The following is a 16765-nucleotide window of genomic DNA, read 5'->3' on the forward strand; positions in this document are numbered from 1 at the left end:
TGCTCTGACTAAATTTGCTCACTTCATCTCAGTAGGATCCGCTTCAAACGTTATTGTACGAGGCATAATTGGGGGAATCAAAGTTACTGCTTCCATTTTTCCCTTTTGCCAAGCAGGGTTTTCGGGAAATACATTCCCACCTCTTAAACTCCACTGCGATGCATATTCATACATTTCGGGATTTTTATCTTCACCTCCAGCATAAGTCATAGCTGCCGTTATTCCTTTTTCAGCAATAAATTTCTGATCAAATGTTACTCTACTTATAAATGGATTACCGGAAGATCTTTTCTTTCTTACATTTACTGTAACGAAATTTACTTCTTTTTCAAACATCTCCTTAGCTTCCAAATCTAAAACAAATCGAATATCCATGTGCTTATAAAAAGGATCATTTAGATTGACAGACGATACGCATGTTTTATTGTTTTTTAATCCATTATACCAAGCACCTAGATTTCCCGAGACAGCTCCTTCCCAAACAATTGGAAAATCTTCACTAAAAGTTATTACACTAGTTTTGTGAACATATTCTGCTTTTATTTTTGTAAGATTTACCGAATATGTGCGATCCACTCTTCTATCATCTTCATCTGAATTTTCAATTCCGGTATTCATTTTTGGCATACCGGAGGTATCCGGATCTTTATTTTCCTCAGCCTTCGTATCATCTTCAGGTAAACTGAATTTTTCAGCAAAATATTGAAAAATAATTCTTTAATTTTACTATTGTTGCCATCATCATACATACATTCCATACGAAACACGATAGCACCACTTGAGATTAGTGCACTGTAAGCTTGTTGCATTTGACTATAGGAAAGGGTTTCATTTGTGGTTTTATCATCTTTGTCATCATTATTATAATAAGTTTGCTTCCCGTTAATATTTAAGCTGTTAAAAGCAGAAGCAAATTTCGTATAATCCAATACTATACTACCCTTACAACCTGTAACCATTGTTTGATATTTATAATAAAAGTCTATAGATAAATCGGAAGCTCCGCTTGCTTTTTCAAATGTTGCTGCCATTAGTTGAGCGCCATACTTTTGTAAATTGGCAGCTATAGCAAATTTGCCACTTTCTATTAATGGTGCTCGTCCGGAACTTAAACTTGTTTTAGTCAGTTTCTTATCACTCATTACAGCAGAAGTAATCCGGTATGAATCTGCGACAGGAAATAATTCAAGAGGTCCGAGTACTTTAGCCCCAGGAATTTTAGCAGTTAGTTTTTGCTCGAGTTCCAACCGTTCGGCCTCAGTCAAACCCCATTCACAATTCAAATGTAACAATGCACCGCTTACGCCACCTTGATCTTCTCTCTCTTCAGTTACATATTTTAAAAACAAAAATACCGGGTTTCCGGATTCCGGATTTGTAGAAAGTTTGAGATGTGGTGGCAAGTAATAATAATCTTTGCTCGCGGGTCTATCCGCTAGACTTGTAGCAGCAGACTGCATTGAATTGTACCTGCCAAATAATGTCACAGTAGTTCCATTAGTCAAATGAACTGTGATTCTGTTTCTGTTTTCTACAGGTTGTCCCTTTGAACTACTAATAAAAAAGTTGAAAAAGTAAGGATTAGAAGTAATTTTCGAATAAAATGATTGTTATTCTTCATAGAATTTGATTTTTGTGTGGATTTAATATTTTAAATTTAACTAAGTATCTGTGTAATATTCGCTCAGTTAAAAATTTACCATTCTCAGGGACTTTGGGAAATTTTAAAATTCGTGAATTTTCTTGTTGTCTTACAATTACGCTATACAATTCATTTGGTGTTGTAAATTTTATGAACAGTAATTTTTCAAACGCATTTACCTTTTTATTTAATATCCTTTCAAAACTATTTCTGACAAAATCAGAGCAATTGTTTTTTATTCCATGAAATTGAGGAACTGCAGAAACTAAGCTATCTAGGTACTTTAAAATCGCCATATCGTCCTCGTAAGTTGTTTTCATGGAAACAATAGCATCGCATGGCCGTCCTTTTTTATGAGGAATTCCGTAGAAAGCAATATCATTTAAAGTAAGTTCTTTGTTTCGGAATGAATTTATTTTAAACACTTCTCCATCTATATAATGAGTGATCTTATAAAGATCAAAATGGTCTACTTTAGGCCAGAAATCATAATAAACAATACCTTCACTTTGAACAGTATCCAAAGCTGAAGTAACTTTTTCATCAATTATTGTATCCCGAATAATAAAATCATATTTGTCAATTGCTATACCTAGAATGTCCGGTATGACCACTATAAGTAAAGTAGGTAATCAAATAGACATTACCAAAGCTCAAATTATTTCCAAGTATAAAACTTAAACTAAATAATAGAATTAGTTTCATTATATAATTGTTTTTGAATTCCGAAATTCACAAAATAAAAAAATAATATCCCCAATATTCTTGATTTTAATTAATCGGGATATTATCAACAAATAAAATTCCACTGCTACCCCTTATTCATAATTTCCCTTTCATTTCCATCCTCCAGTATCCATGTTATTTTATAGTTGTAATCAAAATTATTTTTTGGAAGGGTTAATTCAAATTGATTTCCTTCAAATCCCTTACCAATTCTAATTGTTTGCTGGGTCTTAACTATTTCGTTCATAAATATATAATTAATCTGAACACTAACCGCTCTGACCTTATTTTTTTTCAATCGTTCGATATCTCCATCCAACTGCACAACACGCCTTTCATAAGGAGGATGTAAATTGATTACTGCAGAATTTTGGGTTATCCAATCGGTTTCATATACCCTCCCCCTTTAAACGCATAAACCGCTTTATAATCGTATTGGAGCCATTTTTCGCGATCTTTATCTCCTGCGTTTCCTTAAACAATTTCTATTCTTTCTTTTTCATTGCTAATTTTTTTTGTTAAGTTCAATTCTTGAATTGTAGGAATTGATTGTTCATGGTTTTTTTTCAATATTACGGTAACATTATCTATTATCTTATCAAACTCTGGCATTACATCACCGTCAATATTTATAAGTATTTCACGCTGCTGAAAAGTGGGATCATCCATATTGATATCCCGAAAAAACCTAATATCATCTCCATATTTCTTAAATAAATCTCCCATATTAAATACCATAGTATGGTAACGTTCAATTGAAAGACGGCTGTTAAAGTTAAGAACAGTGTTTCCTGAATATTTAAATTCTTTAAGTTGGTACAATTTATTTGAATTTATACTTAATGCCTTTGTTAAACTTCCTATTCCAAGCAAATCTATTTGTGAATTAACCTTTTCGTTAGCTTCCAATTGCTCCTGCTTAGGCAGCTTTTCGGGATCAATGGGTGCAAACAACATCTCCGTAAGTTTACGGTATGCGTGATCTACGATTGTTTCCATACGTTCATCACTTCCTGAAGAAACCAACTCAACTGCCTGGTTTTCTCAATTCATTTATAGGTTTTTGACACATCATTACTCACGAAAAGAATATTCGTTTTCTGATTGATCGTTTCTGATGAATAAACATCGTTTCCAATTCACTTTCAATTTAGCATCATAAGCATCAGATAAACCTTCAAATGTCATTTCGAAAATTACAGAAACATCCGGAGTATTCATTTTAAAACTTTCTAGTAATAACTTAGACCTGCTTGGATCCATTTCAAATGAGAGAGCAATTCTTCCACCTTCGAGAACTGGTGCTTCACCTGTAGATATAACAGATCTTACTAACGCTCCTTTTTTTTCGGAACTTAAGATTGATGATATTAAAGTAAATCTGCCTTCTTTAAAAATGACCGGTCCTAGAATACTAACATTATGAATTCGTGTAATTTGCCTGAGCTCTTCCTGAGCAACATCAATTTTATCTTGTGGAGTATCATAAGTAATCACAAAATGCAAGACAGCTCCACCTTCGGCTTCTGTTATCGATTTCCCGGAATCTTTAATAGAAAGAACATTCTTTACATATCGCACAAAGGAAAATTGAGGCCGTTTTTCGAATCAAGAGCAAGATGCGGTTACTTGGAAGGAATAGATACTTTGCGGAATCCGAAATAAGAGGAAAGCACCACAAACCATTTACATATATGCCTCTATCAATCAGTATTCCCTGCCCGCTCGAACGGATAGATAAAAGTAAAAGGGTAGAATTAAATAAAAATATCTAATAATCACTTTACGCATATCCAGTATAATTAGTAAGGTTAATGGGCTAATATTTTAAATCCTTCAATTCAAATATTAGTGGAAACTACTTGTGTCAATAATTAACTTACATGAGCAGCAATTGTACATCACTTTCCAGGAGGTACAATATTAATGTATCCGGAATCAAATACTTTTAATGCATCTTTAACTTCACCTTCATTTGAATGCCATGTGGTTTGAAACACAACCTCTTTCTGCGGATCGTGATACAATGATGTTTTCAAAGTCGACTCTGTATCAGTTGCTCCTCAATAAAGCTTTTTCTAACCACCGTTTTTTTTTCCTGCAAGGGTTGTAGCAAAAACTACGCTTGCTGTGACATAATTTTTTCCAGAAAAGCGATCTATCCCATCAATTTCAAATATCATTTTTTTGAAGGGCAATACCAAAGACACAGCTGGAGTGTTGGATTTAGCCCATACATTTTCATCTGTTGGGAAATAAACTGTTTTTGTGTCACCTTTTAAACTCCATGCTATCTGATATTCATAATCTAGCCAATCTGAAGTTTCAATTCCCAGTCGAGGATAAACAATTGTTTTATAGATTATCCCATCTTTGATATCCTTAGAATTAAAAAACAACTGATGAGTCTCATCGGCCTGATTGTTTGAATATCTTTTTCTAAAATTAACAGTAACAAAATTAATAAGGTCATCAAAAGCATCAACAAACTCACCGTCAATCTGAAAGTTCACTTCTCTTTTCAAAAATGCCGGATCATTCATATCTACTATTCTGAAATATTTATTATCGACTCCAGTAGTTTGATATATCCCCGATATTTCCAGATGTATGAACTGGTACTTTTATAGTCGTTGTTTTACTTAAGTTCAAATAAAAACTTTGCTGGCGAACATCTTTTATATCTTTCAATATATATTGGTTATCTGTCACGTATTGTGGATTGTTGTATTTGTCTTTTTTAGGGAATAGAAATCCGGTTGCAATAGAAAATATACCACCTGTTGCAATATCAAGAGCACCTGTTGTTATTGCTTCTGTCATTTCACCGACAGCTTGTCCTGCTACAGTTTTCTCATCTTTTTTTTGTTTCCCGGGAATATCAACACCATCCATTGCATCAACTTTTTTAGGAACTTGCGCCCAACCCGTTTTATTATCAAACATCAGTTCAGTAAGTTTACTTGTTACGATATCCAGGATTGCATCTAACTGTTTTAGAGCCGCCTACTGTTGAGGAACGGTCAAATACTTCAACTTTCATAGCACCATTTTGATAAAGTGAATCCATTGACTGTCTGATTTGTTCTCTTGTATACTCTTTTTGGTTATTTTGAAATTTACTAAGGTGCTGATAAACTGTTTTCATATCTGCAGTAACTGTTGCATTATACGCCTGAACTGCCGCTTCATAATACCCATGAACGGTTACAGAGACATCAGAGGTAGGGCCTGTCAAAGAATTCCAAAGCAAAGTTGCTCCTTCCTGATTAAGCAATGCTGCTACAGCAGCTTTTGAACCAGCAGTTAAGGGTGCATATCCGGATGAAACCAGTGACCTTGTAAAAACATCCTTTCCATCTTTATTGCTCAAGATAGCTGAAACGATTTCGAAGGTTGGCTGAAAACTTTCTCCTTCGGGTGTCTGAGGCTGCATCATAGGAACAGGCCCTGCTATTTTTGCTCCTGAAACTTTCTTACGCAACTCCTTTTCAAGTAACTCAACTTCTGCTATCGGTAGAGTAAATTGAATAAGTGCATGAAATAAACCTCCACTTGTTTCTCGGTTCAAGCCCACATACTTCAGACATAAAAATTCCAATGTACTATCCGGCTTCATGCTAAGACGAGGATATGTAGGAACATAAAAATATTGTTTCGGGTCATCGCGATCCTGAAGCAATTGAACCCCTCTCACTATAATAGCGCCCTTTTCATAATTAACAATCGCATCCGCTTTGTTGCTTAAAAGCAAACTTATAATAATAATAATTTGAAAATAAAAACTTTTCATTTTATGCCTAGTTAAATTATTTTAATTCCGTCGTAATGTCAATTAATTTATTCCAATCTTTTTCCTCTAACCACTTACCATATTTAGGTGCAGCATCATTATTAATTTCAATAATACGGTATTTATATGGTTTGTTCAATTTTATTGCATATTTAAATTTTAAGTTTCTTGAATAAATGTCCGGTGACGACGCAAAAAATGTAACGTTTTGCCTCACTTCATTACCATCCATTCCTGTTGCGCAGATTTCCAATCTTTTTGCATACAGATCCTTTCTAATTTCATTATTAAAATCGTAACAACGAATATCCATTACTGCATACCCAGGAGGAATCCAACTTTCATTAATGTCTATTTTCTTTATTTTTCCGGAATGTTTTTTGATATCTATCGTTACCGGAAAAGCATCAGCTTTAATCAATATCATTTTTGAGATGGAATCCATTTTTTCTTCCTTAAGCATTTGGTCCATTTGCTCCCTAATTTGCTTGCTTTCTATTCCAACTACTGAAATCTGAGGTTTCAAAATATTTTGGACACCAGTTGCATAAAACGCATATCCAATACTCATAAGAACCTGACCTTTTGAAAGTGCATTCCAGAAAAGTTGTGAGGAATAATTATCTAAGTTCAAATTAAAAGTACGTTCAGACCAGTATTCAGAAGTTTCGCTTTCTGTATCCTCTTTTTCATCAAACGTTCCATCAAGAATCGCTGGAGTCACCGGTCTATGTTCCGTTTCTTCTGCGAGAGCATACACAAGTGTTGCTTGATTTTTTCTGATTGGGATTGGGATTAGTTCTATCTTGCTTCCATATTTCACACTTAACAATTGATTTACTTTTCTCTTGATTCAGATGGTGGATTATTCATTTTCACTGTAAACTCAAGTAAACTTTTATATTTGAAAACTCCTTGATCCCCCATAACTGCTGTACCGGAATATCTTAATTGCAAAAATTGGAATAGCGGATCTCCGAAGTTATCTGTAGCCATGATAAGTGTACCCGGTGAATAATAGAAGACATTTTTCTTTATCTGATCAGGATAAACCTGTAATCCATTTATCATTTCTCCATCCGAAATAATAGGTTGCGCAAATAATTTACAAGAAAAAATATAAAGAAAAATATATATCAAAAAAAACAATGTAGATCTCATTTAAACACCTATTTTTTTGCTCAGGTAAGTTCGCACCCATACTTTTTCGGCCGTATTTTTATTCATAAAGACTTCTAATTCTTTTGTTCCTATCCATGATGTCCCTTCAAAAGTTCTTTCATCTGTTAAAAAAGATAACTTATATTCGAAGTTTAAATCCTTTTCGTTCCATACATAAAAAGGTCCCACTTCAAAGTCTTGTCGATCCTTGTTAATAGTAATCGTTTTCTCTGTCGTTGCCATTCCTCTCGGGTCGAAATATTTAGATCTTATTTTTATTTTTAGAAAAGTTGCTCCATAAGAACTAAGTAAACCCATCGAATGAAACTTAACAATTTTCTGCCGCCCACTTGATGTTCCGCTGCTGAGCATATCTGAAATTTCCTGCGTACATTCTTCACATGGAATAACTTCATACTCCATCCACATTCGCAAAACCTTACCTGGATCATCTATCCATGCCGGAACAAATTCTGAATCAAATTTAACTTTGGATTTAGATAAAACAACGGGACTTCCAAGATTCCATGTATAAATGCATGGGCTGGAAACTCCATTAATTGAATTCATAATAAATACATGAATATTTTTCAATTTAACTCCAAATGGTGTTGGATTTTGCCATACATTTTCTCTCCAAGTTTGAGGGTCTAATTCAAATCGACCAAAAGTAGATTTATCAGCAATTTTTAATTTTAAAGGAATTGAATATTTGACTGCCTCATTGTCGCTTTTATATGTCAACTCACCACCGATATCACTATTTTCCTTTAATGCTGTAATCATGAAATTTGTTGCATCAGCCGTTGCAGACATAGATATATTAATTGCATCATAGATAGATGAAGGAATTGTAACATTACATTTATCAGGAGGGACATTAAATCGTGCAAGATTATCCTTTATTGTAGCTTGCGCATCTGTCGGTTCAGATACAACCAGGTCAGTAAATGACTTTCCATTTAGAAAAGAAGCTAACGTAGATCTTACAAATTCAAACTCATTGTTTGTTACATTAGAATTTAACGATGCAAGAATATTTACTTGGCCTTCACCACTTGAATTCGTATTTCCATAAAGCATACTGAATTTATACCCTTCTTCTGCGTCCCAACCTAATGAATATGATGCAGGTTTACAATAAAACTTACCTGATGCGGGATTCTTATCGACATATATTTCATCTAAGGCGATATCAGAAATTTCCACTGGTCTGGTGAATTCATAATCGCTTTTAATATGCTTAAATAAATTAATTTGATTTTGATTCGATGGCCCTTGAGGTTCCATGTCATTTTGTACCGGATTTGGATTAGCTTTAACAACCGTGAATGGTTTCGCATTTACATACTCCCCAATTTTTATTTTGGTCTTATATGACTCATTTACTTTATTGGAATTGGCAGGATATGTAGATTTATTACTCCTATTGATATCTGTTACCTTGCGATCTTTTTAGAACTTCTCTGTATTTATTATTTGCGTTCGAACCGGAAGGCGGACTAGTTGGTTGTGCAGTTTGGTTTGGTGAAGATTGTGAAGGCACAGTACCAGGTGCTTGTAATGAAGTGCTGTAATTAGAAATATATTTGGCCGTCTTGAATGGAAAACAGGCTTAACATTTACAATAATATTTTCATTACTAGGAAGGACTTTCCATCGCTTAGGAAATTCAAAACAATATATTTTACCTTTCTCATGATTAGATGGTGAATAAACTATTCTCAATAGATTTGATTTAAGATAGAAGTTTTCAGAATAAGATAATGGTAATTTAATATCTAATTCTAACATTCCTGAAGTCCCATTAACAGGAATTATCTGAGCCGGTATTTCCTTTGCTCTTCTCCTTTGTTATTGAGTGTAACAATGGTCACTTTTCCTCCTTCAAAATCATTGAAATAAATTTCTCCCTTTACTTGCATGCAGCGATCTTCCAGAATGGACACGCGCTCAATCATTGGATTTGAAGATGCCTTTCTTGCTTTGATCCGGCCCCCATTTTGGAAGTCCCCCACCAGGCAATTCAGCCTGTCTTTCTTTTTGAATATCTTCAACTGCACAAGTGTATTTTTTCAGATCTGCATTTTTCAATCCGCTATAATTGGTTAGACTTTGCGAGACAGATAAAGATGCATTAAATAGAAATGGCATTAAATAAAAAAACACGTTTCGCAACATTTTCATTTAAACTTATTTTTATATAAACATTATCTTTATTTATCAAGAGGAAACAGTACATAAAATGTCTTATCAGTTATTTATGCAAATTCCATTTAAATTATTCCACAAACACTTGCACTGGAGATATTTTCTTATGACAGAATTTCCTTTGTCAACCACATATAAGTTATCATTTTGATCTACTGTGATCAGAGAAGGACGAGAAAAAGAAGCATCGTTTCCAATCCCATTTATCACCGAATCTGTTCCATTACCTGCGAAGTTCGAAACAGCATATTTATAATTATAATTAAATATAGGTGCTTCTCCGCTAAAAGTCAATTCATCATCGATATCAATTGTTACATTACCTGTACCACATCCCTTCGGCACAAATACAGTAAGCGAGTCAGACGAACCTGTAATTATGGAATCACGACTAACCTGAACACCATTTATTTTTACAATGTTTTGTCTGTAATCACTATTAAAATTTTTTCCATAAATATTTAATATTGCACCCGCTCCACCATGAGTTGGTGATATAGATGTTATCCTGGGACAAACAGGACACGGATCATTACCCTGATCATATTTTTTACAAGAGAATAAAAATACCGAAATCAAAATAAATAAGTGATATAGTATATCAGAATGCTTTTTATCTTCATCGTTTAACTCGTGTTAGGTGTGCAAATTAATAATTAATTTAAGAATAAAAAACTTAATTTCATCATTTAATTGATTGCGTGAATATATGAAAAGGGCATTAATAAACTAAAGCCCGAATACGAAACACTGTAGTAAATATGGCGACTACTTAGAACAGTTCTATCACATATGCACTTTACTTTTAAAAAAGTATATTTGTATATGCGACTAACCTTTATTCTTCTATTCTTTGCTCTGAATGCAGTTTCCGCCGATTTCTATTGGGTCAATGGTACCGGAAACTGGAGCGATCCATCTCATTGGGCAACTACAAGCGGCGGAACAGTATTCAATACAAGCCCTCCGGATTCAATAGACAATGTCTATTTCGACAGCAACTCATTTCTAAGTGCAAATGATACTGTTTATCTCGACACATATTTTTCTCTTTGCGGGGATTTTTCAATTTCAAACTTAACTTTTCCTGCAACTTTCATGGCTGATCCTATTGCCATTGCTTTAGAGACACATGGATCTTTTAGTATTGATTCCACTGCAAACTGGAAATTCAGCTTGCCTTTATGGCTTGCCGGATTTAGTAACCATACATTAACATGTAATACCGGAAGTACTTCTTTCATTTCACCGATTCTGATTCAATCGCCCGGCGGACAATATAGTCTTGGAAATAATGTCCATTGTAAATTTTTCACTATCAACGACGGTTCATTTATTTCAAATAGCTTCGATGTTATTTGTGATTCAATGTTCACTGTTCAAAGTTTGTCCTATATTTCTTTTGGAACCTCACTTATCAGCTCCGAATTTGGAATGGATATTTTTCCTGCATCAACTCCTGTTACTGCAAATTTATCTGCGGACTCATGTAAATTTAAAAGTCACTATTTCAGTACAGGTCCTGATATACAAAATCTTTTTCTGTTCAATGTCGAAGCATATGATGTTACAGCTTATTTAGCCTATTTCGATACTCTCAATGCGCACTCTTTTTCAGGAAGCCGAAATATTGTGCATGTACTTTCATCTCTGGATTCAGTGCTTATCATTAATAATGATATTATCTACTATCCGGATTCAACTAACGATTTCAGACAATTTTAACAGGGAATGAGTTGATCATGAACGGAAAAAATCATGCAGACTATATAGAATTCACACAACCAGTTTCCAATTTTCAGTTAGGAGATACTTTATTCATTCACGGTGCACTAATTGTCAATTCGTATCCGGGAAACAATGGAAGCATGAGTTCTTTTTCTTTTCAATCGGTTTTAAGTGTTGACACGGGATTGGTTTGTCTTGATTATTTGCTGATAACAAATATTGCTGCAATTGGCGGCGCACAATTTTTTGCAGGCTATAACAGTCTTGATAATGGCGGAAATACGAATTGGCAATTTAGCGCGTGTAATGGAAGTAATGTCTGGCCGGGTGACGCAAACTATGATCTGCAGGTAAACAATCTTGATATACTTACAATTGCTTCTGCATTCGGTTCAAGCGGACCTGTCCGGCCTTCTGCAAGTTTATTATGGGTTGGTCAGCCATGTATTGACTGGACTGATACTTTAGTTACAGGCCTTAATGTTAAACATGCGGATTGTGATGGTTCCGGGAATATAGATTTTTCAGATACGCTTGCTGTATATCAGAATTACGGAATGAATCATCCGGCACGATCGATTCAACAACCTATGCAGGTAATGTCAGGTGGAAGTTTATCCGTCACAATTGCAAATGATACAATCGGATTGAATCAGGCAATACGTATAAATATAGACTTAGAGAAGTATCCGATCCTGTATCAGCAATCTATGGAATTGCTTTTGATGTTCATTTCAATTCATCGCTTGCCGAAGTTGATACAACATCGTTTGATTACAGTAATTCATGGATGGGAGAATATGGTACAGATATGATTGCAATGGCAAAATCTGATGGTGCAGGAACAATTCATTTCGCCTTGAGTTCAATAACACATTCAGATCTGTCAGGATTCGGAAACATTGTTTCATTCGATCTTATTTCGACCGGCGCAAATCTAAATTCATCCACATTACAAATACAACCATCTCAGGTTGTGGCCATGCAGACTAATGAAATTTATGAGTCGGTGATCTCCACCGGAGATTCAGCAGTAATCGATTCTTCTTTCATTACAATCATTCCGGAACATCAACATATTGAAATGGAAATTTATCCAAATCCGGCACAAAACTATGTTCTGGTGAATTTCAAAAAATGCTGGGAAGCATTTAATAAGTATTACAGATATTGCAGGAAGAATTGTTTTCAGTTCAGAATTTGAAAAAACAAATAACAGGATTGATGTATCACAATTTGAGAATGGATATTATTTAATTCGGGTTGACAATGAACCAGCTAAACAGCTACTCGTTTTCAGACAATAAATTCTCTAATATCAATCACATTTAATCTCGGAAAAATCAACTCCGTTTCGAATTAATCTATTATTAGCAATATATTTCAAAAAAAATGCACGAAAAAATTGAGAGGGAAACAGTAAAAACACAACTTCAATTTATCAATTTTGTATGGAAGCCATAGCTCTCAATAATGAAGACGCCCAATAATAAATATTATTTCCGACAATAGTATCCCGCATTTGTATCATTCTGCTTTGTTGTTCAGAATTTGACATCGCCAGAGCATTTCTGATAGCAATTGCTGAATTTTCTATGTCATATGGATTAACGATCAAAGCTCCGGTAAGATCGGTGATGCTCCTGCAAATCTGCTTAAGATCAACACACCATCGTTTTCATTTCTGGTGGCGACAAATTCTTTAGCAACCAGATTCATTCCATCATGCAATGAAGAGACAATACACATGTCTGCATTTTTATAATAAGGATTAATTTGTTCATGACTATGATGACCTTTCAAAAAAAGTATAGGTTTCCAGTTTTTACTTTTAAACCTTAGATTGATTCGCTCTGCTTCTTTTTCCACATTACTCACCATGTCCGAATAACTTTTTATTAAAGTCCTGCTGGGTGCACCTATTTGCACCAAAGTAAATCGACCAATATAATCGGGAAATTTTTCAAAGAATCTTTCTACAGATAAGAATTTTTCGATCAGGCCCTTAGTATAATCTATCCTGTCAACACCTATAGCCATAAATTCCGCATTGATTCCATGAACGCCAAGAATTCTTTTAATCCCTTCTTTTCTGGATTTATCATCAAGGTCTTTTAATGTAAATGCTATACTGATAGGAAATGCTTTTACGTGAGTATTTCTTCCATTCATCTTAACTGAAAATTTTTCCCAGGACACTCTTGACTCAAGCGTATTATTAACAGTTTCCAAAAAATGATTACAGTGATATTGGGTATGAAACCCTATCAGATCTGCACCGAGCATTCCGGTGAGAATTTCCTTTTGCCAAGGACAGATTCCAAATGATTCGGGATTAGGCCATGGAATATGCCAGAAGATGGCTACTCTTGCTCTTGGCTTTTTACGTTTGATCAATTCAGGAAGTAATGCAAAATGATAATCCTGGATCAATATAAATGGTTGTTCTTCATCCTTACATTCTTCTAAAATAGTTTCTGCAAATTTCTCATTGACTTTTTATAATATTCCCAGTCTTCAATTCTGAAAGTTGGCCGGGTATGAGCGAGATGACATAAAGGCCAAAGCCCTTCATTTGAAAATCCATAATAATAATGGCTTTCCTCTTCCTTTGTCAACCAAACCCGTTTCAAAGTATATTTAGGATTTAATGGTGGTACCTGAACTTTATCATCCTTATCAACCGTTTCTTTATCTGCATCACCGGAACCGGAAGCGATCCATAATCCGCCACAAGCTTTTAATATTGGCTCCATAGCTGTGATCATACCGCTGGCCGGTACGATACATTTTATTTCTTTACCTTCATGAATATGCATGTATGGTTCGCGATTCGAAACAACAATCATCTTTTTCCCATTTAACAAATTGCCCATTTCAATTTTCAGCCGATCGGAAGTCCATACAGATTCCCCGGTAGTTCTCAGTCTGGCTTCTTCCTCTGCTTTTGCCTGGGCTTCATGCATGGCTCTTGCTATCTGGGTAATTTCTGCATGTAACGGGGCTAAAAACTTTGCAGGAGGATATTCATTTAGCTTTTCAAGATTTCCCATTCGAGCAGATTTGATCCAATCGGAGACTCTATTGATCGGACTGAAGATCCCCCATTTTAAAATTACGATGGTGATCAATGAAACAAAAAGCGCCTGTAGAAACCATCTGAAAAAATTTCTGAACCAGATCTTATCCAATAAATTTTCAATATATGCAGGATCACTGTAAAAAATGATCGCATTATTTGCAATTCCTTCTCTGGTCAATGGTTTTATATATTGATATAATTTTTTCCATCAACTGATATAAAATTTCCATTAATTGAATCCGCTGCTATAGATTGTAAAACGTAATCCTTTGAATTATCAAACGCAACTTTCAGATTACTCACAATACTGTCATCACCAAAGTATATTGTAATTCCTTCAAGATTATATTTTTTACAAATACTATCAATTGAATAATTCAGGTTTCCTTTCTGACTTTGTACAAATTTAGTTTCAGATAATTTTAAAGAAATGTCAGCCATTCTTTTTCAAGATCATCAGTCAGTTTTATCCTTTCAGCAGAGACCTGATAAAAAGTAAATCCCAAAGCAACAATACCTACAGAGATTACAATGGCAACAACTAAAGCAAGGTTTATACGCATGATAATATTTTTACATTTCTATTAAGCGTAAAACTCAACAGAAATAAAATTTGTTAATCATATAAGGGCCGGTCGAGTTTTCAGGCGATCCGGAAAACTGCATTCATTAATCCAACATGACTATATGTTTGCGGAAAATTTCCCCATTGACTACCGTTGGTCCCAATATCTTCACTCAGTAAACCTACGTGATTTCCGGTTGCAATAAGTTTTCAACCATTAAAGAAGCTTCTGCTACTCTTCCCACACAAGCAAGTGCTTCGGCATACCAGAAAGAACAAATCATAAATGTACTTTCCGGAACACCAAAATCGTCGCTATGCTTATATCTGAAAAAATATCCTTCCGGCGATTTAAGTTCCCTTTCTAATGCTGCTAAATGATCTTCGCTTTTGCGAATCAGGATCCAGATAACCCATAGAGATCAGTTTTAAACTACTGGCATCGAGTTGATCGACATCAATTGCCTGTGTATATGCTTTTCTAATGGGGTCGTAACATTTTTCAATATTCGAAGCAGCGAGATTTCTGAGTTGTTCTGCTTTCTGAATTAAATTCTGATCACCAATTGCTTTACCAATTTTTTAATGCAGCTCTGCCCCTGCCCAATGAAATAAATATGTATAACAATGTAATTGACGTCGGTTTCGGAATTCCCAGATGCCCGCATCAGGCTGATCCATTGTTTCTTCAATTTTATTCAGAAGAAAATGAATAATATCAATGGATTTCTGAATTAGGTTGTGTGGTTAATCGCATATCAGTATACAATGGCATGAGGCTAACCATTACCTGACCATAAACATCATTCTGAATATGAGTATAAGCATCATTTCCTAATCTTACCGGTGAATTATTATTGCGATAACCTTTTAAAGGAAGTTCCTTTTCGAAAATAATTTTGTCACCGGTAATTGAAGATAATGGTTGAATATGATCCGTTTCAGAAGCAATAATATTTTCAATGTATAAGAAATATTTTTGTGATTCTTCAAAATGCCCAATGCTATTCAATGCATATAAAGAATAATATGTGTCACGCATCCAGCAGTAACGATAATCCCAATTCCGCCCTGATTGATCACATTCCGGAAGACTCATACTTCCTGATGCAATTATTCCACCGGTATCTTCGTACTGATGTAATTTTAATATCAATGCCGAACGAATCATTTCCTTCTGATAGACGGAGGGAATTGCTGTTGTCTTGACCCAATTTCTCCAAAACTCTTTTGTCTTATTAAAAAACAATTCATAAGTACTTTCCAGTCCTGATTCTAATGGTAATTCATATGAGAATGCCAGATATCTTGGCTCAGAAAGAACAAAACACTTTTCTTCAAAATATAATTAAGAGAAATGTCAGTAGTAAGGCGCACGTTTGTACCAACATCCATAAACCTCAGGTGATTACTACCTGAAAGCACTTCCGGCTGTATCTCACCATAATTGCCAACCGGCTTACACGTGACTTTTACCATCGGTCTTCCTTCCATTGATTCAATTTTCTCAGAAGCATTAATGGCGGAAATATCTTTCTTGCTGTAAAAATCGCGGTGCAAAATCAGTAACTCTGAACTTTCCGTCTGAACAAGTAAATTCAGTGCAAAGAATATTTGTATTTTCAAGATAGTATTGTTTGCTTGTATAATTATCATCCTGCGGACAAATACTGAATGTGCCACCTTTTTCCTTGTCCAGTAATGATCCAAATAAAAAACTGCTATCGAATTTAGGCATGCACAACCAATTTACATTTGCATTTATATCGATATATGCCAGGTAGGAACAATTTCCAATAACACCCATTTTATACTTGTGTACCTGTTCATCCATAAACTACTTTGAAATTAATTAAT

General features: G+C 34.7%; 24 protein-coding genes and 1 pseudogene. 4 read left to right on the plus strand and 21 right to left on the minus strand.

Annotated elements, in window-relative coordinates:
- Nucleotides 1-18 precede the first annotated feature (18 nt).
- The 15 genes from IPL24_11760 to IPL24_11830 form a co-directional block, all read right to left on the minus strand.
- Nucleotides 19-618 (minus strand): hypothetical protein, encoded by a 600-nt coding sequence (locus IPL24_11760; GenBank protein ID MBK8364318.1) that lies wholly within the window; start codon nt 616-618, stop codon nt 19-21.
- On the minus strand, nt 615-1487 hold the full coding sequence (locus tag IPL24_11765; protein ID MBK8364319.1) for a hypothetical protein: 873 nt from the start codon (nt 1485-1487) through the stop codon (nt 615-617). Before IPL24_11765 ends, IPL24_11760 begins: the two co-directional genes overlap by 4 nt.
- 130 nt (nt 1488-1617) lie before the next feature.
- The gene (locus IPL24_11770; protein ID MBK8364320.1) at nt 1618-2256 is read right to left on the minus strand and encodes a hypothetical protein; all 639 of its coding nucleotides are present in this window, start codon (nt 2254-2256) and stop codon (nt 1618-1620) included.
- A 197-nt stretch (nt 2257-2453) separates the two neighbouring features.
- Nucleotides 2454-2666, minus strand: coding sequence for a hypothetical protein (locus IPL24_11775; GenBank protein MBK8364321.1), 213 nt, complete (start codon nt 2664-2666; stop codon nt 2454-2456).
- Nucleotides 2667-2842: 176 nt separating this feature from the next.
- Nucleotides 2843-3367: a hypothetical protein gene (locus IPL24_11780; GenBank protein MBK8364322.1), complete on the minus strand. Its 525-nt coding sequence runs from the start codon at nt 3365-3367 to the stop codon at nt 2843-2845.
- A 75-nt stretch (nt 3368-3442) separates the two neighbouring features.
- Nucleotides 3443-3949, minus strand: a complete 507-nt coding sequence (locus tag IPL24_11785; protein ID MBK8364323.1) for a hypothetical protein — start codon at nt 3947-3949, stop codon at nt 3443-3445.
- A gap of 320 nt (nt 3950-4269) precedes the next feature.
- Nucleotides 4270-4407, minus strand: a complete 138-nt coding sequence (locus IPL24_11790) for a hypothetical protein (GenBank protein ID MBK8364324.1) — start codon at nt 4405-4407, stop codon at nt 4270-4272.
- 39 nt (nt 4408-4446) lie between these two features.
- Nucleotides 4447-4911 (minus strand): hypothetical protein, encoded by a 465-nt coding sequence (locus IPL24_11795; GenBank protein ID MBK8364325.1) that lies wholly within the window; start codon nt 4909-4911, stop codon nt 4447-4449.
- Nucleotides 4912-4933: 22 nt separating this feature from the next.
- Nucleotides 4934-5314 carry a hypothetical protein gene (locus IPL24_11800; protein ID MBK8364326.1) on the minus strand — a complete coding sequence of 127 codons (381 nt, stop codon included), beginning with the start codon at nt 5312-5314 and terminating at the stop codon, nt 4934-4936.
- A gap of 13 nt (nt 5315-5327) precedes the next feature.
- Nucleotides 5328-6161, minus strand: coding sequence for a hypothetical protein (locus IPL24_11805; GenBank protein ID MBK8364327.1), 834 nt, complete (start codon nt 6159-6161; stop codon nt 5328-5330).
- Nucleotides 6162-6177: 16 nt separating this feature from the next.
- Nucleotides 6178-6984, minus strand: a complete 807-nt coding sequence (locus IPL24_11810) for a hypothetical protein (protein ID MBK8364328.1) — start codon at nt 6982-6984, stop codon at nt 6178-6180.
- 14 nt (nt 6985-6998) lie between these two features.
- The gene (locus tag IPL24_11815) at nt 6999-7232 is read right to left on the minus strand and encodes a hypothetical protein (GenBank protein MBK8364329.1); all 234 of its coding nucleotides are present in this window, start codon (nt 7230-7232) and stop codon (nt 6999-7001) included.
- Between the two features lie 90 nt (nt 7233-7322).
- A complete protein-coding gene (locus IPL24_11820) occupies nt 7323-8531 on the minus strand; it encodes a hypothetical protein (GenBank protein ID MBK8364330.1) in 1209 nt (402 codons plus the stop codon).
- 744 nt (nt 8532-9275) lie between these two features.
- On the minus strand, nt 9276-9509 hold the full coding sequence (locus IPL24_11825) for a hypothetical protein (protein MBK8364331.1): 234 nt from the start codon (nt 9507-9509) through the stop codon (nt 9276-9278).
- A gap of 66 nt (nt 9510-9575) precedes the next feature.
- Entirely contained in the window at nt 9576-10112 is a 537-nt protein-coding gene (locus IPL24_11830; protein ID MBK8364332.1) for an IPT/TIG domain-containing protein, read from the minus strand.
- Nucleotides 10113-10358: 246 nt separating this feature from the next.
- On the opposite strand from IPL24_11830, the gene IPL24_11835 reads away from it, so the two are divergent.
- The 4 genes from IPL24_11835 to IPL24_11850 are packed head-to-tail and all read left to right on the plus strand — an operon-like array spanning nt 10359 to nt 12568.
- On the plus strand, nt 10359-11258 hold the full coding sequence (locus IPL24_11835) for a hypothetical protein (GenBank protein ID MBK8364333.1): 900 nt from the start codon (nt 10359-10361) through the stop codon (nt 11256-11258).
- Between the two features lie 17 nt (nt 11259-11275).
- A complete protein-coding gene (locus IPL24_11840) occupies nt 11276-12076 on the plus strand; it encodes a hypothetical protein (protein ID MBK8364334.1) in 801 nt (266 codons plus the stop codon).
- Nucleotides 12052-12465, plus strand: coding sequence for a hypothetical protein (locus tag IPL24_11845; protein ID MBK8364335.1), 414 nt, complete (start codon nt 12052-12054; stop codon nt 12463-12465). The genes IPL24_11840 and IPL24_11845 overlap by 25 nt, the downstream gene beginning before the upstream one ends.
- Complete coding sequence (locus IPL24_11850) at nt 12389-12568, plus strand: T9SS type A sorting domain-containing protein (protein ID MBK8364336.1); 180 nt, start codon at nt 12389-12391, stop codon at nt 12566-12568. The genes IPL24_11845 and IPL24_11850 overlap by 77 nt, the downstream gene beginning before the upstream one ends.
- A gap of 134 nt (nt 12569-12702) precedes the next feature.
- Here the strand turns inward: IPL24_11850 and IPL24_11855 are convergent, their stop codons facing one another.
- From IPL24_11855 to IPL24_11880, 6 genes and pseudogenes are all read right to left on the minus strand, one after another.
- The gene (locus IPL24_11855) at nt 12703-12879 is read right to left on the minus strand and encodes a trehalose-6-phosphate synthase (protein MBK8364337.1); all 177 of its coding nucleotides are present in this window, start codon (nt 12877-12879) and stop codon (nt 12703-12705) included.
- Complete coding sequence (locus IPL24_11860) at nt 12876-13733, minus strand: trehalose-6-phosphate synthase (protein MBK8364338.1); 858 nt, start codon at nt 13731-13733, stop codon at nt 12876-12878. The genes IPL24_11855 and IPL24_11860 overlap by 4 nt, the downstream gene beginning before the upstream one ends.
- Nucleotides 13727-14521: a trehalose-6-phosphate synthase gene (locus IPL24_11865; protein ID MBK8364339.1), complete on the minus strand. Its 795-nt coding sequence runs from the start codon at nt 14519-14521 to the stop codon at nt 13727-13729. The genes IPL24_11860 and IPL24_11865 overlap by 7 nt, the downstream gene beginning before the upstream one ends.
- Before the next feature lie 5 nt (nt 14522-14526).
- Nucleotides 14527-14784: a hypothetical protein gene (locus IPL24_11870; protein ID MBK8364340.1), complete on the minus strand. Its 258-nt coding sequence runs from the start codon at nt 14782-14784 to the stop codon at nt 14527-14529.
- On the minus strand, nt 14766-14906 hold the full coding sequence (locus tag IPL24_11875; protein ID MBK8364341.1) for a hypothetical protein: 141 nt from the start codon (nt 14904-14906) through the stop codon (nt 14766-14768). Before IPL24_11875 ends, IPL24_11870 begins: the two co-directional genes overlap by 19 nt.
- Nucleotides 14907-14986: 80 nt before the next feature.
- A pseudogene (locus tag IPL24_11880) lies at nt 14987-16742 on the minus strand (glycoside hydrolase family 15 protein).
- Between the last annotated feature and the right edge of the window lie 23 nt (nt 16743-16765).

The organism is Bacteroidota bacterium (genome assembly GCA_016711505.1).
In the GTDB taxonomy this organism is placed as follows: Bacteria; Bacteroidota; Bacteroidia; order AKYH767-A; family 2013-40CM-41-45; genus JADKIH01.